At 69.5% G+C, this 18494-nt stretch carries 21 protein-coding genes; 14 read left to right on the forward strand and 7 right to left on the reverse strand.

The features are described from left to right. Positions 1–27 precede the first annotated feature (27 nt). Positions 28–1167, forward strand: coding sequence for a serine hydrolase domain-containing protein (locus ACXJJ3_RS16670; protein WP_458171016.1), 1140 nt, complete (start codon positions 28–30; stop codon positions 1165–1167). Here the strand turns inward: ACXJJ3_RS16670 and ACXJJ3_RS16675 are convergent. Then, positions 1136–1786: a DUF998 domain-containing protein gene (locus tag ACXJJ3_RS16675; RefSeq protein ID WP_458171017.1), complete on the reverse strand. Its 651-nt coding sequence runs from the start codon at positions 1784–1786 to the stop codon at positions 1136–1138. The two genes, ACXJJ3_RS16670 and ACXJJ3_RS16675, sit on opposite strands and share 32 nt — an antisense overlap. A 175-nt stretch (positions 1787–1961) precedes the next feature. Here ACXJJ3_RS16675 and ACXJJ3_RS16680 point away from each other — a divergent pair, with 175 nt between their 5' ends. Then, complete coding sequence (locus tag ACXJJ3_RS16680; RefSeq protein ID WP_458171018.1) at positions 1962–3281, forward strand: FAD-binding oxidoreductase; 1320 nt, start codon at positions 1962–1964, stop codon at positions 3279–3281. Next, a complete protein-coding gene (locus ACXJJ3_RS16685; protein ID WP_458171019.1) occupies positions 3278–4081 on the forward strand; it encodes an SDR family NAD(P)-dependent oxidoreductase in 804 nt (267 codons plus the stop codon). Before ACXJJ3_RS16680 ends, ACXJJ3_RS16685 begins: the two co-directional genes overlap by 4 nt. On the opposite strand, the gene ACXJJ3_RS16690 is transcribed toward ACXJJ3_RS16685, so the two are convergent. Further along, positions 4068–4838, reverse strand: a complete 771-nt coding sequence (locus tag ACXJJ3_RS16690) for an EamA family transporter (protein WP_458171020.1) — start codon at positions 4836–4838, stop codon at positions 4068–4070. The genes ACXJJ3_RS16685 and ACXJJ3_RS16690 overlap by 14 nt on opposite strands. 187 nt (positions 4839–5025) lie before the next feature. On the opposite strand from ACXJJ3_RS16690, the gene ACXJJ3_RS16695 reads away from it, so the two are divergent. Further along, positions 5026–5832 (forward strand): endonuclease/exonuclease/phosphatase family protein, encoded by an 807-nt coding sequence (locus ACXJJ3_RS16695; RefSeq protein WP_458171021.1) that lies wholly within the window; start codon positions 5026–5028, stop codon positions 5830–5832. Here ACXJJ3_RS16695 and ACXJJ3_RS16700 read toward each other — a convergent pair. Together ACXJJ3_RS16700 and ACXJJ3_RS16705 are read right to left on the reverse strand one after the other, a co-directional pair. Continuing rightward, complete coding sequence (locus ACXJJ3_RS16700) at positions 5817–6284, reverse strand: N-acetyltransferase family protein (protein ID WP_458171022.1); 468 nt, start codon at positions 6282–6284, stop codon at positions 5817–5819. The genes ACXJJ3_RS16695 and ACXJJ3_RS16700 overlap by 16 nt on opposite strands. Beyond that, positions 6274–7653 (reverse strand): MFS transporter, encoded by a 1380-nt coding sequence (locus ACXJJ3_RS16705; RefSeq protein ID WP_458171023.1) that lies wholly within the window; start codon positions 7651–7653, stop codon positions 6274–6276. Before ACXJJ3_RS16705 ends, ACXJJ3_RS16700 begins: the two co-directional genes overlap by 11 nt. 106 nt (positions 7654–7759) lie before the next feature. Here ACXJJ3_RS16705 and ACXJJ3_RS16710 point away from each other — a divergent pair, with 106 nt between their 5' ends. Continuing rightward, positions 7760–8347: a TetR/AcrR family transcriptional regulator gene (locus tag ACXJJ3_RS16710; RefSeq protein ID WP_458171025.1), complete on the forward strand. Its 588-nt coding sequence runs from the start codon at positions 7760–7762 to the stop codon at positions 8345–8347. On the opposite strand, the gene ACXJJ3_RS16715 is transcribed toward ACXJJ3_RS16710, so the two are convergent. Then, positions 8348–8710 (reverse strand): cupin domain-containing protein, encoded by a 363-nt coding sequence (locus ACXJJ3_RS16715; protein WP_458171026.1) that lies wholly within the window; start codon positions 8708–8710, stop codon positions 8348–8350. Positions 8711–8794: 84 nt separating this feature from the next. On the opposite strand from ACXJJ3_RS16715, the gene ACXJJ3_RS16720 reads away from it, so the two are divergent. Genes ACXJJ3_RS16720 through ACXJJ3_RS16730 form a run of 3 tightly spaced genes read left to right on the forward strand, consistent with a single transcriptional unit; the run spans position 8795 to position 10306 of the window. Continuing rightward, a complete protein-coding gene (locus ACXJJ3_RS16720; RefSeq protein WP_458171028.1) occupies positions 8795–9217 on the forward strand; it encodes a T6SS immunity protein Tdi1 domain-containing protein in 423 nt (140 codons plus the stop codon). Positions 9218–9227: 10 nt separating this feature from the next. Further along, positions 9228–9752, forward strand: coding sequence for a gamma carbonic anhydrase family protein (locus ACXJJ3_RS16725; protein ID WP_458171029.1), 525 nt, complete (start codon positions 9228–9230; stop codon positions 9750–9752). Further along, the gene (locus ACXJJ3_RS16730; RefSeq protein ID WP_458171030.1) at positions 9749–10306 is read left to right on the forward strand and encodes a DinB family protein; all 558 of its coding nucleotides are present in this window, start codon (positions 9749–9751) and stop codon (positions 10304–10306) included. The genes ACXJJ3_RS16725 and ACXJJ3_RS16730 overlap by 4 nt, the downstream gene beginning before the upstream one ends. Before the next feature lie 1410 nt (positions 10307–11716). On the opposite strand, the gene ACXJJ3_RS16735 is transcribed toward ACXJJ3_RS16730, so the two are convergent. Beyond that, a complete protein-coding gene (locus ACXJJ3_RS16735; RefSeq protein ID WP_458171031.1) occupies positions 11717–12382 on the reverse strand; it encodes a response regulator in 666 nt (221 codons plus the stop codon). Beyond that, positions 12379–14016, reverse strand: coding sequence for an ATP-binding protein (locus ACXJJ3_RS16740; protein ID WP_458171032.1), 1638 nt, complete (start codon positions 14014–14016; stop codon positions 12379–12381). Before ACXJJ3_RS16740 ends, ACXJJ3_RS16735 begins: the two co-directional genes overlap by 4 nt. Positions 14017–14197: 181 nt before the next feature. On the opposite strand from ACXJJ3_RS16740, the gene ACXJJ3_RS16745 reads away from it, so the two are divergent. The 6 genes from ACXJJ3_RS16745 to ACXJJ3_RS16770 are packed head-to-tail and all read left to right on the forward strand — an operon-like array spanning position 14198 to position 18490. Continuing rightward, positions 14198–15196 (forward strand): Bug family tripartite tricarboxylate transporter substrate binding protein, encoded by a 999-nt coding sequence (locus ACXJJ3_RS16745; protein WP_458171034.1) that lies wholly within the window; start codon positions 14198–14200, stop codon positions 15194–15196. Then, complete coding sequence (locus ACXJJ3_RS16750; protein WP_458171035.1) at positions 15193–15693, forward strand: tripartite tricarboxylate transporter TctB family protein; 501 nt, start codon at positions 15193–15195, stop codon at positions 15691–15693. Before ACXJJ3_RS16745 ends, ACXJJ3_RS16750 begins: the two co-directional genes overlap by 4 nt. After that, the gene (locus ACXJJ3_RS16755; protein ID WP_458171036.1) at positions 15693–17201 is read left to right on the forward strand and encodes a tripartite tricarboxylate transporter permease; all 1509 of its coding nucleotides are present in this window, start codon (positions 15693–15695) and stop codon (positions 17199–17201) included. Before ACXJJ3_RS16750 ends, ACXJJ3_RS16755 begins: the two co-directional genes overlap by 1 nt. A gap of 10 nt (positions 17202–17211) precedes the next feature. After that, a complete protein-coding gene (locus ACXJJ3_RS16760) occupies positions 17212–17640 on the forward strand; it encodes a hypothetical protein (protein ID WP_458171037.1) in 429 nt (142 codons plus the stop codon). Positions 17641–17670: 30 nt separating this feature from the next. Next, positions 17671–18024 carry an ArsR/SmtB family transcription factor gene (locus tag ACXJJ3_RS16765; RefSeq protein WP_458171038.1) on the forward strand — a complete coding sequence of 118 codons (354 nt, stop codon included), beginning with the start codon at positions 17671–17673 and terminating at the stop codon, positions 18022–18024. Next, positions 18017–18490, forward strand: coding sequence for an SRPBCC family protein (locus ACXJJ3_RS16770; protein ID WP_458171039.1), 474 nt, complete (start codon positions 18017–18019; stop codon positions 18488–18490). Before ACXJJ3_RS16765 ends, ACXJJ3_RS16770 begins: the two co-directional genes overlap by 8 nt. Positions 18491–18494: the final 4 nt, after the last annotated feature.

The following is an 18494-nucleotide window of genomic DNA, read 5'->3' on the forward strand; positions in this document are numbered from 1 at the left end:
ACGGTCCAGCCGCCTATCGTTCGAGGCATGGGTGAGGGATGGGCGGAGGACGGGTTCGGCGCTGTCGCGGACACGTTCGCGGAGAACTTCACGTTGTTCCCGGAGCTCGGGGCGGCGGTCACCGTGTACTCCGGCGGCCGCAAGGTGGTCGAGCTCTGGGACGGCGAGGCAGCACCGGGGAGGACCTGGTCGGCGGAGACCGTGGTGCCGGTGTTCTCGTGCGCGAAGGGGCTCGTGGGTGTCGTCGTACACCTGCTGGCGCAGGAGGGGCGGCTGGACCTGGACGCTCCGATCGGGACGTACTGGCCGTCGTTCAATGCCCACGGCAAGGAGAACATCAGCTGCCGGATGGTGCTCGGGCACCGCGCCGGGATACCGGTGCTGGACAAGACGCTGACGTTCGCCGAGATCGCGGCCTGGGACCCGGTGATCACGGCGATCGAAGACCAGCAGCCGTTGTGGGAACCAGGGTCGACGTACGAGTACCACGGGCATGTGTTCGGGTTCGTGCTCGGCGAGGTGGTACGACGGATCACCGGGCAGCTGCCGGGCGCATACTTCCGGACGGTGATCGGCGATCCGCTCGGGTTGCAGGCGTGGATCGGGCTGCCGGCGACGGAGCTGCCGCAGCTCGCGCGGCTGGCGGAGGCGGACAGCCGGCCGGCGGCGCTGGACCCGGAGCACCTGCTGATGCGGATCGTGACGATGAACGGGGCGCTGGAGTTTCCCGGTCTCGACGACCCGCACGGGTGGAACGATCCGGCGCTGCTCGGAATGGAGCTGCCCGGTGCCGGCGCGGTCGCGTCGGCGAGCGGGCTGGCCGGGACGTACGCGGCGGCGATCACCGGGCTCGACGGTGCGCCGCCGATGCTCTCGACCGCGACCGTCGACGATGCGTTGCGTGAGGTGTCGTCCGGTACCGGGTTCCTGGGGTTCGACGGTGGCGCGCGGTGGGGCTCGGGCTTCCTGCTCGACTCGCCGTTCCGCCCCACGCTCGGCCCGCGCAGCCTCGCGAACGACGGCGCGGGCGGGCAGTTCGCGTTCGCGGACGACGAGTTCGGCATCGCCTTCGCCTACACCGCGAACCGCATGATCGGTCACGGCGATCCACGCGCCACCCGCCTCGTCACCGCTCTCAAGACCGCTTGTCCAGGCACAACGCGGTGATCCAGGCCGAGCCGAGGACGACGGCGAGGTCGAACGCGATGATCGTCGGCCGGCTGCCGGCGCCGGCGCTCAGTCCGGCGAACGCGCCGAAGAACAGCACGCCGGTGATCGTGGAGAAGCGCGCGAAGGTACGGCGGCCCAGCGCGCGGTAGTGCGCCGCGAACACGAGGCAGGCCGCGATCAATCCGGAGAAGCCGATCGTGCCGGCCACGAAATGCCCCATGCCGCGGGCGCTGATCTCGGCGTAGTCGGTCGGCGTACCGACCGGGAAGCCCGCGCCGGGATCGGCTGGGAACGCGGCCGCGAGCAGCAGCCCGAACCCATAGATGCCCGGCAGCCAAGGGCCCCACACGCGTCCCCGCGCGGACCTGGCGCAGGCGGAGCGGAGTCCGAACGCCGCGCCGATGCACAGCAGCCCGCACACGACGAAGTTCAGCGTCTGGATCCAGCCCGGCCCGCCGTTCGCGAGCATGCTCGCGGGATGCCGGGTGATGTCGAATCCCTTGCGTGTGAACGCCTGGATCAACCACACCGCGACGTACAGCGGCCCGGCGACCGCACCGCCGGTCAGCAGGACCCGGGTGGGGACGCGAGTGGTCGGAACCGTCACTGTAGTCATGTCACTTGCCTTTCCGAAGACGTTGTCGTCATCTCTGCGTCGAGCGGTTCGCACCGGAATCGACCGACCGGGACGAAATAGCCCGGTGGTTTGTGATGTGGGCTTGTTCACGTCACATGTGGTGAGCGGCGGACGTCAGGTGTTTGTTCGATGAGGGCAAACGCGAAGGAACGTCATGACTGCAGTGGTCGAAGGATTTGGTGGGCAGATCGTCGGGCCGCAGGACGCGGAGTACGAGGCGGCGAGCCGGACCGTGCTGGTTTCCGGCAGCCCGGAATACGTGTTCCGGCCGACGGGCGTGGACGACGTACGGAAGGCCGTGCGGTACGCCGTGGACAGCGGGCTGCCACTCGCGGTGCGGGGTGGCGGGCACGCGTTCGCGGGGTTCGGGACGAACGACGGCGGGGTGGTGATCGACCTGTCCGGCCTGGCCGGGATCGAGGTCGTCGACAAGGACCGTCACGTGGTGCGGATCGGCGGCGGCGCCACCTGGGGACAGGTCGCGGCCACGCTGGCGCCGCACAACCTGGCGATCTCGTCGGGTGACACGAAGAGCGTCGGCGTCGGCGGGCTGACGCTGAGCGGCGGGATGGGGTGGAAGGTCCGCAAGTACGGGCTCGCGCTGGACAGCCTGCTCGCGGTGGAGCTGGTCACGGCCGCGGGCGACGTACTGCGGGCGTCCGCGGACGAGAACCCCGATCTGTTCTGGGCGGTCCGCGGTGGCGGCGGGAACTTCGGGGTCGTGACCGCGTTCGAGTTCGCGGCGCACCAGACCACCGATGTCCACTTCGGGAAACTGATGTTTCCTGCGGAGGAAATCGCTGTCGTGCTGCCCCGGTGGGCGGAGTACCAGCGAACGGCACCGGCCGAGCTGACCTCGATCGCGACGTTCGCGAACCCGTTCCTCGGTGGTCCGGAAGCGCCGCTGCAGATCGAGGTCGTGTACGACGGTGACGACCCGGACCTGGCCGCGCAGGCGATCGACCCGATCCGCGACCTGGGCACATTGCTCGAGGACGACGTCACGCTGACGCCGTACGCCGAGGTGCTGGTGGACGGTGCGGTGCCGCCGCCAGGGATCCAGCTCGTGACCCGGAGTGCCTTTGTCGACAAGGATTCCGCGCCCGAAGTACTGCGGATCCTCGCCGCGGCCGGTACGTCGCAGGGTGCGCCGATCATCGCCGTGCGCAGCCTCGGTGGTGCGGTCGCGCAGGTCGCCGAGGACGCGACGGCGTACGCGCACCGGCAGGCGGACCTGATGTTCGCGACGACCACGATCGGCCCGCCGCCGGTGATCGAGGCGACCCGGCCGGCCCGCGAGCAGCTGTGGGAAACGCTGCGTCCGCACGTAAACGGCGCGTACGCGAACTTCCAGTCCGACGACGACGCCACAGCGATCTACCCGGCCGCGACGTACCAGCGGCTGGCTGAGATCAAGCGGAAATACGATGCGGAAAACGTGTTCGCGGGCAACCACAACGTGCGGCCGGTATGAGCAAGGTCTGGTTCGTCACCGGTTCGTCGCGCGGTCTCGGTCGCGCGTTCGTCGAGGCCGCCCTGTCCCGCGGGGACAAGGTGGCTGCGACGGCGCGGAAGGACCTGACCGAGCTGACCGAGCAGTACGGCGACGCCGTACTGCCGCTGGTCCTCGACGTCACCGACAAGGCGGCCGTTTTCGCAGCCGTCGAACAGGCGCACGCGTACTTCGGCCGGCTCGACGTGATCGTGAACAACGCCGGCTACGGCCTGTCCGGCGCCGTCGAGGAACTGGACGAGCGGCAACTGCGCGACCAGCTGGAGACGAACTTCTTCGGTCCGCTCTGGGTCGTCCAGGCCGCGCTGCCCTTGCTGCGGGACCAGGCCGACGGCCGCGTCATCCAGGTGTCGTCGGTGGCCGGTCTGCTCGGGCTTCCGCTCGGCGCGGCGTACTGCGCGTCGAAGTGGGCACTCGAAGGACTGAGCGAAGTACTCGCCCAGGAGGTCGCGGGCTTCGGCGTCAAGGTCACGATCCTCGAACCCGGCGGCTACGCGACCGACGGCGTCACCGGCGGCGTGCAATCGGCGCCGAACCCGCTGTACGACGACCTGCGCGACGCGTTGACGGCGTACGTCGCCGCCGCCGACTTCGGCGACCCGGCCGCCGCCGGCCGCGCGATCCTCGAACTCGCCGACACCCCGAACCCACCACTGCGGATCTTCTTCGGCACGCAGGGCTACCCGATGGCCCAGCAGACCTACGCCGACCGCCTGAAGACCTGGGCCGACTGGCAGGACCTGTCGGTCAAGGCGATGTAGCTTCCCGATGCAGCCCGACCGCGACGACGATGATCGCGACCGCCAGCAGCTCCGCCGGACGCGGGAACTGGCGCAGTACGACGGCACCGATCACCGTCGCCGTGGCGGGCAGCAACGCCAGCATCAACGCGAACGTGGACCGCTTCAGCCGCGCCATCGCGAGCTGATCGGCGACGTACGGAATCACCGACGAGCACACCCCGACGCCGACGGCCGCGCCGAGCAGCCGAAGGTCGGTGAACGCCGGGACCGCGGCCCACGCGCCGACCGGTAGCGCGAGCACCGTCGCGGTCGCCATCGCCAGCGCCAGACCGTCGATCCGGCGCAGCCCGGCGGCGCGCGACACGCGGTGGCCGAGGACGACGTACCCCGCGAAGAGGATCGCGTTGAGCGCGGTGAACACCAACCCGATCCAGTCGTGCGACAGACGGATGTCGGTCAGCAGGTAGACCCCGATCACGGCCAGCAGGACGGCCAGCAGGTTCCGCGAGCTCCGGACCGCGATCGCCGCGAGCACGATCACCGGTGCGAACTCGGCGGCCGCGACCGTACCGAGCGGGATCCGGTCGATCGCCAGGTAGAAACAGCAGTTCATCACCGCGAGTACGGCGCCCCACGCGACCACGAGCCGTCGGTTGCCCCGGTCGAGGATCCGCCAGGCCCGCCACGGCCGCCGCCAGGCCGCGAAGATCAGCCCGGCCGCGGCGATCCGCAACCACGCCACACCGAGCGGCGCGATCCGCGCGAACAACAGCACGGCCAGCGCCGGTCCCAGGTAGTGGAAGACGGCGCTGACGACGAAGTACGCCTACGGTGGCACGGTCCTGCGCACGCGATCCACAGTAGGAATCACGATGCCGAACGACCATGCCGTTTCGGAAAACGTTTTCGCGTCTGGATTTCCGGAACGGAAAATGACCCCGCGGTCCCGGGATACTGCGCGCATGCGTCGATCAGGAATACTCGCTGCGCTCGCCCTGCTGCTGGCGGTCTCACCGCTGACGGCGTACGCGAAGACGGAGGCGGTGACGGTGAAGACCCTGACGTTCAACATCCACCACGGCGCGGGTATCGACGGCAAGCTGAACCTCGAGCGGGTCGCGAAGGCGATCGAGGCGTCCGGCGCCGACCTGGTCGGGCTGCAGGAGGTCGACAGGTTCTTCGACGCGCGCAGCAACTGGGTGGACCAGCCGTCCTGGCTGGCGACGCGCTTGAAGATGAACTACGTCTTCGCCGCCAACCTGGACTGGGATCCCGCCGAGCCGGGCAAGCCGCGCCGGCAGTACGGGACGCTCGTGCTGTCGAAGTACCCGATCGTCGACTCGCGCAACATGCTGCTGCCGCTGCATCCCGGCAGCGAGCAGCGCGGGCTGCTGGAGACGCTGATCGACGTGAACGGCACGCCGCTGCGCTTCGCCGACACGCACCTGACCACGCTGAACGACGGCGAACGCGTCGAGCAGGTGAACGCGATCGTCGGGCTGCTGAAGGACGCGCCCGAGGCGACGCTGCTCGTCGGCGACCTGAACGCCGTACCGACGTCGGCCGAGGTGAAGACGCTGACGGCGTACTGGACCGACACCTGGCGGGAGAAGGGGCTCGGGCTCGGGTTCACCAACCCGGTTCCGTTGCCGACCAAGCGGATCGACTACCAACTGCACAGTGCGCAACTGGTAGCCACCGCCGTGTCGGTCCCGCTCAGGTTCGCTTCGGACCACTACCCGGTCGCGGCCACCTACACGCTGAGCTGACGCTCGTACGCCTCTGCCGGCCAGGAGGCCGCGGTCTTCGTGACGAGCCGGGCGCCGAGACGTTCGTAGAAGCGGTGGCCGGCGGTGTTCTCCACGCGCAGGCCCCAGCCGATCGGGAGCCGTTCCGGCAGCGCGATCCGGGCCAGTGCCAGCATCAGCTGCCGACCGACGCCGGCGTCCCGGAACGGCTTGCGGACATAGAGATCGTCGAGCGCGAACTGGTCCCCGCCGACCCACAGGTACGGGCGGCGGAGCGCGGAAACGTACCCCGCGACCGCGCCGTCGACGGACGCGATCAGCACGATCACGTCGCCCCGCTCCAGGAACTCCTCCCAGTCCGCGACCTCGGCCGTCACGTACGCGCGCTGATCCTGGTAGGCCGCCAACTCCCCCAGCATCGTCAGCACGATCTCGGCGTCCGTGCTCTCCGCACGGCGAATCTCAATGGACATGAACCGGCTCCCCTGACGACTTGAACGACGGTACGACGACCAACGTCAACGCCGCGGCCACCGCCGCCGTGACGGCCGCGAACGTGAACCCGCGCGTGAACCCGGTCGTCACGGTCCCCGCGAGGCTCGCCGCCGCGACACTCGACACCACCGCGACCCCGAGCGACGCACCGAACTCGTGGAACGTACTCAGGATGCCCGACGCCAGCCCCGCCTCATGGTGCTCGACCTGCGCGAACGTCGTGGTCGACGAGGCAACGAACGCGGCGCCGAGCCCGATCGTCCCGACCGCCATCCCGCTCACGACCACGGCCGCGCCGTCCCACAGCGCCGGAGCCGCGACACCGAGCGCGGTCAGCAGGAACCCGGTGATCGCGATCGGCCGCGCGCCGGCCTTGCCGACGAGCTGCCCGGCCAGATGGGCGCCGACGATCGCGGCGACCGCCACCGGGAGGAACAGCAGGCCGGTCCGCAGAGCGCCGTACTGCTTGAAGTGCTGGAGGTAGAACGAGCCGAGGAAGAACATCGAGATCATCAGCGCGGTCGCGACCAGGATCATCAAGGTGCCTGAGGCAACAGATCGGCGAGCGAGGATCCGCAGGTCCATCAACGGCGACCGGACGGTGCGCTGCACCCAGGCGAACCCGCCGTACAGGACGAGTGCGCCGGCCAGGGTCCCCAGCGTCGCGACGGACAACCAGCCGCGGTCGCCGGCGTTGATCAGCGCGTAGATCGCCGTACCGGTGCCGGCGGTCACGAGCAGTGCGCCCGGCACGTCGAGGCGGCCCTGGCGCTCGCCCGGTACGTCGGACGGGAGCATCCGGAGCAGCAGCGCGAACACGACCAGGCCGATCGGCAGGTTGATGTAGAACACCCACTGCCAGCCGGGTCCGGCGGTCAGCAGGCCGCCGAGCAGGACGCCGATCGCGGACCCGCCACCGCCCATCGCCGACCAGATGCCGAGCGCCTTGTTTCTTTCCTGTCCGGAAAACGTTTTCGTCACCACGGAAAGCGCTGCCGGGGACAGCATCGCAGCGCCGATCCCCTGCGCGACACGCCCGCCCAGCAGTACTTCGGGGCCGTGCGCGAGACCGGTGACCAGCGAGGCCAGCGTGAACACGGCGAGCCCGGCGAGAACGACGCGCCGGGAACCGAACAGGTCGGCTGCGCGACCGCCGAGCAGCATCAGGCCGCCGAACATCAGCGTGTACGCACTGACCACCCAGGTCAGCGTCGCGCGCTGCAGGTGCAGGTCGGTCTCGATGTTGGGCAGCGCGATCGCGACCACGGTCACGTCGAGGATCAGCATGAACTGCGCGACGGCGAGCAACCCCAGCAGCCGCCACCGCCGGGGGTCGGGTGAATTCATGGTCTCGTCCTTAAGTTGAACAGGTATGTACGAGTTGAAGGTAACCCGTACACTGCTGTTCGACAAGAGGAAGTCGTACACTGATGTTCGAGATCAAGGAGGACGGATGCCGGCGACCACCAAACGAGCGGACGCGCAGCGCAACATCGACGCGATCCTGACCGCCGCCGCGGACTGCCTGAGCCGCAACCCGGCCGCGAGTACGTCGGAGATCGCGAAGGCGGCCGGCGTCGGACGCGTGACGCTGTACGGGCACTTCCCGTCCCGCGCCGAGCTGCTCGACGCGGTGTTCGTGCGGGCGATCGCGACCGGCGAGGAGGCGCTCGGGCAGGTCGACCTGACCGGCGACCCGCGCGCTGCGCTGATCCGGCTGATCGAGACGAGCTGGCAGCTGGTGGACAGGTTCCGGACGTTGCTGATCGCGGCTCAGGAGGTGCTGCCGCCGGCGCGCGTCCGGGAACTGCACGCCGACCCGATGACCCGGGTCGAGCGGCTGCTGGAACGCGGGCGGTCCGAGGGCGCGTTCCGTACCGACCTGCCGACGGCGTGGCTGGTCAGCATCATGCACAACGTGATGCACGGCGCCGCCCACGAGATCCAGGCCGGGCGGATCACCTCCGCCGAGGCAGCGCCGTACATCACCGCGACGCTGCTGGCGGCGTACACACCGCCGGGCGAGCGCGTCGCGGTCTGACTACTCGAGCCAGATCGTCTCGAACGTCGGGTTCGCGTGGATGTGGACGGCCTCGTAACCACCCGGCCCGGTGCGGAACTTGTGCGGCGTGTCCGCCGGCACCACCAGGATCTGCCCCGCCGACCCGACGATCTCCTCGCCGTCCACGGTGAACGTCGCCGAACCGCGCCGGACGATGAAGGTCTCGGCGTACGGATGCTTGTGCAGCCGCGGCCCGACACCCTCCTTCGTCGTCGACTCCAGAATCAGCGAAACCCCGGCACCACCCGGCAGCTCGGTGTAGTTCTCGGTCCAGTCCTCACCGTCGGCGCGCCCGTCGGCCCGGCTGATCACCGCGGCCCCCGACTTCGCAATCTCCGTCATGCCACCCTCCTCGGTCGATCCAGCCCACCGTAACCGCGTCCCGGCCCGCGCACATCAGGTTTCTCCCTGATGCAGGATTGGGCCATGGACCTCACCCGGACCTTCACCGACACGCAGTACGCGCACGCCCTCGAGTCGTGGGTCTTCCTCGACCTGGAGGGAAAGGTCCCGCTGTTCACGTCGCCGTTCGGGGACGTGTTCTTCCAGGCGGCGGACGGGTTCTGGTGGCTGGACACGCTCGAGGGCACGCTGACCCGGCCGTGGACGAGCGCGCAGGAGTTGGAGCGGGAGCTCAACACCGCGGACGGGCAGGACCAGTACCTGCTGGCCGGGCTCGTGTTCGGCGCCGTCGACGAGGGCGTCGTACCGTCCGGGGACCAGGTGTACTCGTTCACCCACCCGCCGCAGCTCGGCGGCGAGATCGCGCTCGACAACCTCGAAGTACTGGACTTCGTCGTGTCGCTGAACATCCTCGGCCAGATCCACACGCAACTCCGCGCCCCTTAGGGTGTTGCGCATGCCGCTGTACTCCTTCGAAGGCAAGCGCCCGACCGTGCACCCCGACGCGTGGATCGCCCCCACCGCAACCCTCGTCGGCGACGTCGTCGTCGAAGCCGGGGCCTCCATCTGGTACGGCGCAGTGATCCGCGCCGACCTCGGCACCATCACGATCCGCGCCGGCGCCAACATCCAGGACAACACCGTCATCCACGTCGGCCACAACGGCTGCGAAATCGGCCCGAACGCCACCGTCGGCCACCAGTGCCTCGTCCACGACTGCACCATCGGCGAACAAGCCCTCGTCGGCAACGGCGCCATCGTCCTCGACGGCGCCGTCATCGGCAAACGCTCGCTGGTCGCCGCGGGATCCACCGTCACGCCCGGCGCCGTCGTACCCCCGGAATCCGTCGCGATGGGCAGCCCCGCCAAGAAAATCATCCCGCTCGACGGCACCGCCAAACTCTTCGTCGACCACAACGCCGCCGTCTACCACGCCTTGGCCGAACGGCACGCCGCTACGGTCGAACAGGTCGAGCCGTGATCGACGCCTTCGCGAAGGCTTACCTGCATGACGCGCTGCGGTCGGTGCGTGAATCGCTGGTCGGCACGGTGGTGGGGTTGTCCGAGTACGACGTACGGCGGCCGCTGACGCATACCGGCACGAACGTGCTCGGGCTGATCAAGCACCTCACCCTTACTGAGGCTCGCTATCTCGGCGAGGTCTTCGGCCGCCCGTATGCGGATCCGCTTCCTGGCTACACCGATCCCGGGTACGCGAACCGCCATTACCTGTGGGTGCGCGAGCACGAGACTCGCGCGGAGATCCTCGGGAACTACCACCGCGCCTGCGCCCACGCCGACGCGACGATCGAGGCCCTGCCGATCGACGCCAGCGCCACAGTCCCGTGGTGGCCGCGTCCTGACGTGATGCTGTTCAACGTCCTCGTCCACGTCCTCACCGAAACCAACCGCCACACAGGACATGCCGACATCCTCCGCGAACAACTCAACACCGGAGCCGACGCCGATCCGAGTATTGATTGGGTGGGGCATTGGGCACAGATAGAAGAGGCCGCCCGCGCCGCTGAGCAGTAGAACCACCTCACGTTGCGGGGCGAGGCGGGGCGCGCTGAGGGACTGGATCTCTTCAGCCCCCGCGCGTGCTGCGCACCTCCTCTGGTCGCTGCGCTCCCGCTCCTGCTACGCGCGCTCCCATCCACGTGCTGCGCGCGCTCCCACCACCTGCTGAGCGCCGGCCTATTGCCCGCTGGCGCGGGCGACTTGCGAGCTGGCGCTCGCGAGCGACTGCATAAGCAGGAGTGGCGCGTGAGGCAGCTGGTGGTGTGCGGTTGCTGCAGGGCAGGTGCGCTGAAGGAATCAAACGAGGCTCCGCCCGCGGGCGACTGCACACGCAGAGCTGCCGCGTGAGGATGCACCTCCTGAGCTGGCGGATGTGTACCAGCGGCACCTGAACGGGCGCCGGGCGTGACTGGGCCTACCCCGTGGTGGCGGACGACAAGCTATGACCTGTTCACACCCCCCAGGAGGTGTCGTCCGACCACCGTTGTCGCCAGATCGCCGGTGCTGCAGCACCCGAAGGCCGACCACATCCGCTCCTTCAGCACCCCGCCTGTCCCCACCACTGCAGGAACCACCCACCACCAGCGACCTCACGCACCACCTCTGCTTATCCAGCCACCCGCGAGCGCCAGCTCGCAGATCACCCGCGGCAGCGGGCTATTCCCCGGCGGCAGCCGGGCGCATCCCGGCACCGAGCCGGTGCGCGGGTGGGAGCGCGCACAGCAGGCGTGGGAGGGAGCGGAGCGCCCGAAGTACCTGCGGAGCACGCGGGGCTAACCACATCCACTCCTTGTAACACCCGCCTGCCCCCCACAGCTCCAGCAACCACCCACCAGCAGCTTCAGGCACCACCTCCGCCTATGCAGTCACCCGCGAGCGGCAGCTCGCAGATCGCCCGCGGTAGCGGGCAGAAGGCCGGCGCTAAGCCGGCGGGGTGGGTGGGAGCGCGGAGCAGGAGCGGGAGGGAGCGAAGCGTCCGGAGCACCTGCGGAGCACGCGGGGGGCTAACCACATCCACTCCTTGCAACACACCCGCCTGCCCCCACAGCTCCAGCAACCACCCACCACCAGCAGCCCCACGCACCACCTCCGCCTACGCAGTCACCCGCGAGCGCCAGCTCGCAAATCGCCCGCGGCAGCGGGCAAGTCCCCGGCGGCAGCCGGGCGCATCCCGGCGCCAAGCCGGCGGGGTGGGTGGGAGCGCGCGGAGCAGGAGCGGGAGGGGAGCGCAGCGACCGGAGCACCTGCGGAGCACGCGGGCGACCCGTCCAACAGCGGGATCGACTTCCCGGACGCCGCAGCGGGCCGGCGCGGATGCCGCCGTACTGCGGATGATCACATGCAGTCCCTCAGCACCCCCGCACCTTCACCACACCCGCACCTCACCACACCCGCCTGTCCCTTGGCCTCGTACGCCCAGCGTCCTCACGTTCGCCAGGTGTAGCGGCGTTCGGGGCGGCCGGTGGTGCCGTATCGGAGTGTTACCTCGGCTTGGCCTTGGGTGGTGAGGTATTCGAGGTAGCGGCGGGCGCTGACGCGGGAGATGCCGATGAGTTCGGCGCATTCGGCGGCGGAGAGGTTGTCGGGGGTGTTGCGGAGGGCGGTGGTGACGAGGTCGGTGGTTTCTTGGGACAGGCCTTTGGGGAGGCGGTTGGTGAGGGGGCGGGCGGGGGCGAGGACGCGGTCTACGTCGGCTTGTGAGGTGACCTGGGACGGGATGCTGGCGCGCCGCCGGGCGTACTCCTGCAGCCGCAATCGGAGGTCGTCGAAGCCGAAGGGTTTCAGCAGGTAGTTGACGACGCCTTGGCGGACGGCGCCGCGGACGGCGTCGGCTTCGCGGGCGGCGGTGATGACGAGGATGTCGACGGACGGCTGGACGGCGCGGAGGCGGGCGATCAGGTCCAGCCCGAAGACGTCCGGGAGGTACAGGTCGAGCAGTACGAGGTCCGGGGTCAGCGTTTCCAGCGCGGTGACGGCGGCGTCGCCGGAGTTCGCGGTGCCGACGACTTCGAAGCCGTCGACGCGGTCGACGAAGCCGCGGTGGATGCGCGCGACCATGAAGTCGTCGTCGACGACGAGGACGGTGATCATCGGGCTCCTTCCGGCGTTCGTTGGGTGGACATCCGGGCGATGAACGCGGCGCCCCCGGTGGCCGGGCTGGTGACCGCGACCTCGCCGCCGCGGCGCCGGCAGATCATCCGGGTCATCGCGAGCCCGATCCCGCGTTCGCCTTCGGCGGCGGCCTTGGTGGTGAACCCGTGCGCGAACACCTCCTGCGCGAGTTCGGGCGCGACCCCGGGCCCGGAGTCCCGTACGACGATCTCCACGCTGGCGGCGTCCTGCCGCAGTTCGACTTCGACCCACGCGGGCGACAGCGGCGTACCGGACTGGGCCGCGGCGTCGACGGCGTTGTCGACGAGGTTGCCGAGGACGGTCGCGATGTCGGCGGACAGTGCCGGGTCGAGGCGGAGCAGGGTGGTCCGCTCGGACACCCGGAGTTCGACGCGGCGTTCGGCAGCGAGCGAGGACTTCGCCATCAGCAGGGCGGCGACGGTGGTGTCGTGGACCCGCCGGGTCACGGTCAGGTCGAGCGATTCACGATAGCGGTTGAGCGCGCCGACGTACGTGACGACCTCGTCGTACTCGCCGATCTGGATCAGTCCGGAGATCGTGTGCAGCTGGTTCGCGAACTCGTGGGTCTGGGCCCGCAGCAGCTCCGCGGACGAGCGGAACGACCCGAGCTCCCGTTCCAGCTGGGCGAGTTCGGTCCGGTCGCGCAGCGTGGTCACGGAGCCGAGCGACCGCCCGTCCTTGACGACGCTCATCCGGTTCATCACCAGCACGCGGCCGCGCCGTACGACGACCGCGTCGCGGGCCTCGTCGTCGCCGGACAGTACCTCGCGCAGGCGCCCCTCGATCCCGAGTTCACGCAGGGACTTCCCGACCGCGTCCGCCGGCAGGTCGAGCAGCCGCCGGCCGACGTCGTTCACCAGCGTCACCCGCAGATGGGGGTCCAGGGCAACGACTCCCTCGGCGAGCCCGTACAGCATGGCTTCCCGGTGTTCGGCCAGTCCGGCGATCTCGCGCGGCTCGAGCCCGAGCGTCTGCCGCTTGATCCGCCGGGCGAGCAGCCATGACCCGAGCAGCCCGAGGACGCAGGCGATGCCGAGATAGATCGCCAGGTACGACGACGCGCCGCGCAGCCGCTGCAGTACGGATGGTGACCGCTCGCCCACCATCACTGTCCCGATCTGGTCGCCCAGCGTCCCGTCCGGGCCGTTCGCTCCCCTGCCTTCGCTGAGCACCGGGACCTGCGCGACCAGTTCGCCGCCCAACCGGCCGGACCAGCCGCGACCTTGGGCAACCTCGGGGATACCGAGCGTGAGCCGCGTTCCGATCAGCGTCGGGTTGGTTGCCGCGATCACCTTTCCGTTGGCGTTCGCGACCGTGATCGAGCTGACGCCGGACTGCGCGAGGCTGGTCTGCAAGGTCGGCGCGAGCATCTCCGCGGGTGCCGGGTTCCGGATGTTGAACCGCAACGCCGGGCTGGACGACAGCTGTTCGGCGAGCAGTGTCACCCGGCGGCCCTCGACGCGGTTGAAGGTGGCGGCGGACTGCGCGAGCGAGACCGCGGCGACCGCGACCAGCACGATCACCACGATCGCCAGCTGCAGCACGAGCAGCTGCCCGGCCAGCGTCGGCCGTCTGCCGAGTCGTACCGCCATCTTCACCTCCCTACGTGTCCTGCCGCATGATCACCGTTGTGGCGTCCCAGTGCCACAGTTCACCCGGATTCGGCCTGTGACCACAATGAACTCAACCACCGCTGCGGCCACAACGCAGACTCGGACAACCCGGGAGGTCCACGATCGTCGCCACCTGAACCCCCTTGAAAGGAACCGCCACATGAGGTCCAGGCCTTTGCTGATCGCAGCCGTCGCGCTGCTCAGCGTCACCGCCTGCGGGGCGACCGCGAACAAGACCGATGCAGGGAACGAGGACAGCGGCAAGCCGGCCACCGGGCTGCGGCTGATGGTGCCGAACACCGCCGGCGGCGGCTACGACACCACCGCCCGGGTCGCCGCGAAGGCGATGGAGGACGCGAAGATCGCCACCGGTGTCCAGGTGTTCAACCTGCCCGGCGCCGGCGGCACCGTCGGCCTGCAGCGGGTCGTGAACGAGAAGGGCAACGGCAAGCTCGCGATGCAGATGGGTCTCGGCGTCGTCGGCGCGACGTACACGTCGAAGTCCAAGGCGACGCTCACCCAGACCACCCCGATCGCGAAGCTGATCGAGGAGGCCGGCGCGATCGTGGTGCCGAAGAACTCGCCGTACAAGACGATCCAGGACCTGGTCACCGCCTGGAAGGCGAACCCGAAGGGGATGGCGGTCGGCGGCGGTTCGTCGCCGGGCGGCCCGGACCACCTGCTGCCGATGCAGCTCGCGCAGGCCGTCGGCATCGAGCCGAAGGACGTCAACTTCGTCTCGTACGACGGTGGCGGCGAACTGCTGCCCGCGCTGCTGGGGAGCAAGATCGCCTTCGGGACCAGCGGTTTCGGCGAGTTCCTCGACCAGGTGGACAGCGGCCAGGTCCGGGTCCTCGCGGTCAGCAGCGAGCAGCCGATCGAGGCGCTGAAGGACGTGCCGACGCTGAAGGGCTCCGGCATCGACCTGGTGTTCACGAACTGGCGCGGGATCGTCGCGCCGCCCGGGATCAGCGAAGAGGACAAGAAGGTCTGGATCGACGCGCTGACCAAGATGCACGACTCCGCGGAGTGGAAGGCGGAGGAGAAGAAGCACGGCTGGACCGACGCGTTCGTGACCGGTGACGAGTTCGGCAAGTTCCTCACCGACCAGGACAAGGCGGTCGCGGACATCCTGACCACACTTGGCCTGGCGTCGTGACGGAAGCCGTTACCCGGCGGGACACGGCGCAGTACGGAGTGTGCGGGTTCCTGGCGGTGGTCGGCGTCCTGGTGATCGTCGACGCCGCCCGGCTCCCCCACATTGCCACCAGCAACGATCCGATCGGCCCGAAACCGGTGCCGATCGTGCTCGGTGTCCTGCTGCTGGTGGTTGCTGCGCTGTACGCCGTGAACGTGGCCCGCGGCGGCACCGGTGCGGCCGAGGAGGGCGAGGACGTCGACGTGACGTCCCCGGTCGACTGGCGCACCGTCCTGCTGCTGATCGCGGCGTTCGTGATCAACCTGGCGACCATCGAGCCGCTCGGCTGGGTGATCAGCGGGACCCTGCTGTTCTGGGGTTCGGCGTTCGCGCTCGGCAGCCGGCACCACATCCGGAACCTGTTCATCGCGGTCGCGTTGTCGCTGGCAACGTTCTACGGGTTCGCGATCGGGCTCGGGGTCGGCCTGCCGGCCGGCGTACTGCAAGGGATTCTCTGATGGACAACCTGACGAACCTGCTGACCGGGTTCGGCGACGTGCTGACCCCGGTCAACCTGCTGCTCGCGCTGCTCGGCGTCACCGTCGGTACGGCGGTCGGCGTACTGCCCGGGATCGGCCCGGCGATGACGGTCGCGCTGCTGCTGCCGATCACGTACGGGCTGGAGCCGGTGCAGGCGTTCATCCTGTTCGCCGGAATCTTCTACGGCGGCATGTACGGCGGCTCCACCACGTCGATCCTGCTGAACACGCCCGGCGAGTCGTCCTCGGTGGTGACGGCGATCGAGGGCAACAAAATGGCCCGCGCCGGGCGGGCCGCGCAGGCGCTCGCGACGGCCGCGATCGGGTCGTTCGTCGCCGGCACGATCGGCACGCTGCTGCTGGTGCTGGTCGCGCCGCAGGTGGTGAAGTTCGCGATCAGCCTGGGCGCGCCGGACTACCTGGCGATCATGCTGCTCGCGTTCGCGGGTGCCACGTCGGTGCTCGGGTCGTCGCGGATCCGCGGGTTCGCGGCGCTGCTGCTCGGGCTGGTGATCGGCCTGGTCGGGATCGACAAGGTGACCGGGCAACAACGGCTCACGCTCGGCATCCCGCAGCTTGCCGACGGCATCGATGTCGTTGTGGTTGCCGTCGGCATCTTCGCGGTCGGCGAGGCGCTCTGGGTGGCCGCGCACCTGCGCCGGAACCCGGGCACGGTGATCCCGGTCGGCCGTCCCTGGATGGGCAAGTCGGACTGGCGGCGGTCGTGGAAACCGTGGCTGCGCGGTACCGCGTTCGGCTTCCCGATCGGGGCACTGCCGGCCGGTGGCGCCGAGATCCCGACGTTCCTGTCGTACGCGACCGAGAAGAAGCTGTCCAAGCACCCGGAGGAGTTCGGGAACGGCGCGATCGAGGGCGTCGCCGGGCCGGAGGCCGCGAACAACGCGTCGGCGGCCGGCACGCTGGTCCCGATGCTGGCGTTGGGGCTGCCCACGAACGCGACGGCGGCGGTGATGCTGGCCGCGTTCACGTCGTACGGTATCCAGCCCGGGCCGTTGCTGTTCCAGCGCGAGCCGAAGCTGGTGTGGGCGCTGATCGCGAGCCTGTTCATCGGCAACCTGTTCCTGCTGCTGCTCAACCTGCCGCTGGCGCCCGCGTGGGCGAAGCTGCTGCAGATCCCGCGCCCGTACCTGTACGCCGGGATCATCTTCTTCGCCTCGATGGGCGCGTACGCCGTGAACGCGCAGCCGCTCGACCTGTTGCTGCTCCTGCTGCTCGGGCTGCTCGGCTTCGGGATGCGCCGGTTCGGGCTGCCGGTGCTGCCGCTGATCATCGGCGTGATCCTCGGCCCGATCGCCGAACGGCAGGCCCGGATGTCGCTGCAACTGTCGAACGGCGACGTCTCCGGCCTGGTCGGCGGCCCGGTCGCGTACGTGATCTACGCGGCGATCCTGCTGATGATCGCCTGGCCGCTGATCGCCCGCCTGCGCCGGAAAATCATGACGAAAGATGTCGTAATTTCGGCCTGACACTGGGTGCATGAACGACATGCACAGGGCCTGGCTGGGCGTGGTCTCCGGGGACCACGCCCAGCGGGCTGTCCAGGGCAACTTCATCCAGCTCAACCACGGCAAGCGGTACGGCGTCGCCCGGCTGCGGCGCGGCGACGGGTTCGCGATCTACTCCCCGGCCGAGCGGTACCGCGAGAAGTCGCCGCTCCGTGCGTTCACGGCGCTCGGGATCGTCGCCGACGACGCGCCGTACCAGGCGGAGCCGATGTCGATGGGCGCCCGCGGCACGGTCGAGCCGTGGCGCCGGCGGATCGAGTTCCTCCCCGTCCACCGGGCGATGCTCCGCGATGTCGACCTCGAACTGACCCGCCAACCGAACTGGGGTTACCAGCTCCGTCGCGGCCTGGTCCCGTTGGACCCGGCGGACTTCGAGGCGCTGCGTTCCGCCATGGCTTGACGCATGCCGATATAGGCATATGATGCTGCCATGGCACGGGCGGCGACGACCTCGGATGCGTTCAACGCGATTGCGGAGCCGCAACGGCGGGAGATTCTGGTGCTGCTGCGCGACGGCGAGCGTCCGGTGACGGAGCTCGCCCGGGATCTCGGGATGAGCCAGCCGCAGGCGTCCAAGCACCTGCGGGTACTGCGCGAGGTCGGGCTGGTGCGGGTTCGCGGGGCGGGCAAGCAGCGGCTGTACGACCTGGACGCCCGCGGGCTGCGGCCGGTGCACGAGTGGGTGGGTGGGTTCGAGCGGTTCTGGAACGAGACCTTCGGCCGGCTGGACGAGTACGTGCAGGAGCTCAAACAGGAACGGCAGAAGGGATCAGAGGATGAGTAGCGGCGACTCCGCGGACCGGGAGATCGTGATCTCCCGGGTCATCGGCGCCCCACGGGAGCTGGTGTTCGAGGCGTTCACCGAGGTCCGGCACCTGTCGCAGTGGTGGGGCCCGGCGGGCTTCAGCACCAAGACGCGGTCCTTCGAGTTCCGCGTCGGCGGCGACTGGGACTTCGTGATGCACGGGCCGGACGGCACCGAGTACCAGGAATGGATCACCTGGTCGGAGATCGACCCGCCGGCCCGGATCGCCCTGATGCACGGCGAGTCCCGCGACGACCCGAACGCCTTCGCCTCCGTGCTGACGTTCGAGCCCGAGGGCGACGACACCCGGATCGTCATGTCCACGCTGTTCCCGACCAAGGAGCTGCGCGACGAGGCGGTCGAGAAGTACCACGCGATCGAGGGCGGCGAGCAGACGCTGCACAACCTGGCGACGTACGTCGCCGAATTGACCGGAAGGAAGTGAAGCA

The organism is Kribbella sp. WER1 (assembly GCF_054189145.1).

What these genes read in the sequence shown, in the direction of transcription:
- ACXJJ3_RS16670 (WP_458171016.1), top strand. Translation starts at nt 28, where the DNA reads ATGGGTGAGGGATGGGCGGAGGACGGGTTCGGCGCTGTCGCGGACACG.
- ACXJJ3_RS16675 (WP_458171017.1), bottom strand. Translation starts at nt 1,786, where the DNA reads ATGACTACAGTGACGGTTCCGACCACTCGCGTCCCCACCCGGGTCCTG.
- ACXJJ3_RS16680 (WP_458171018.1), top strand. Translation starts at nt 1,962, where the DNA reads ATGACTGCAGTGGTCGAAGGATTTGGTGGGCAGATCGTCGGGCCGCAG.
- ACXJJ3_RS16685 (WP_458171019.1), top strand. Translation starts at nt 3,278, where the DNA reads ATGAGCAAGGTCTGGTTCGTCACCGGTTCGTCGCGCGGTCTCGGTCGC.
- ACXJJ3_RS16695 (WP_458171021.1), top strand. Translation starts at nt 5,026, where the DNA reads ATGCGTCGATCAGGAATACTCGCTGCGCTCGCCCTGCTGCTGGCGGTC.
- ACXJJ3_RS16700 (WP_458171022.1), bottom strand. Translation starts at nt 6,284, where the DNA reads ATGTCCATTGAGATTCGCCGTGCGGAGAGCACGGACGCCGAGATCGTG.
- ACXJJ3_RS16705 (WP_458171023.1), bottom strand. Translation starts at nt 7,653, where the DNA reads ATGAATTCACCCGACCCCCGGCGGTGGCGGCTGCTGGGGTTGCTCGCC.
- ACXJJ3_RS16710 (WP_458171025.1), top strand. Translation starts at nt 7,760, where the DNA reads ATGCCGGCGACCACCAAACGAGCGGACGCGCAGCGCAACATCGACGCG.
- ACXJJ3_RS16715 (WP_458171026.1), bottom strand. Translation starts at nt 8,710, where the DNA reads ATGACGGAGATTGCGAAGTCGGGGGCCGCGGTGATCAGCCGGGCCGAC.
- ACXJJ3_RS16720 (WP_458171028.1), top strand. Translation starts at nt 8,795, where the DNA reads ATGGACCTCACCCGGACCTTCACCGACACGCAGTACGCGCACGCCCTC.
- ACXJJ3_RS16725 (WP_458171029.1), top strand. Translation starts at nt 9,228, where the DNA reads ATGCCGCTGTACTCCTTCGAAGGCAAGCGCCCGACCGTGCACCCCGAC.
- ACXJJ3_RS16735 (WP_458171031.1), bottom strand. Translation starts at nt 12,382, where the DNA reads ATGATCACCGTCCTCGTCGTCGACGACGACTTCATGGTCGCGCGCATC.
- ACXJJ3_RS16740 (WP_458171032.1), bottom strand. Translation starts at nt 14,016, where the DNA reads ATGGCGGTACGACTCGGCAGACGGCCGACGCTGGCCGGGCAGCTGCTC.
- ACXJJ3_RS16745 (WP_458171034.1), top strand. Translation starts at nt 14,198, where the DNA reads ATGAGGTCCAGGCCTTTGCTGATCGCAGCCGTCGCGCTGCTCAGCGTC.
- ACXJJ3_RS16755 (WP_458171036.1), top strand. Translation starts at nt 15,693, where the DNA reads ATGGACAACCTGACGAACCTGCTGACCGGGTTCGGCGACGTGCTGACC.
- ACXJJ3_RS16760 (WP_458171037.1), top strand. Translation starts at nt 17,212, where the DNA reads ATGAACGACATGCACAGGGCCTGGCTGGGCGTGGTCTCCGGGGACCAC.
- ACXJJ3_RS16765 (WP_458171038.1), top strand. Translation starts at nt 17,671, where the DNA reads ATGGCACGGGCGGCGACGACCTCGGATGCGTTCAACGCGATTGCGGAG.
- ACXJJ3_RS16770 (WP_458171039.1), top strand. Translation starts at nt 18,017, where the DNA reads ATGAGTAGCGGCGACTCCGCGGACCGGGAGATCGTGATCTCCCGGGTC.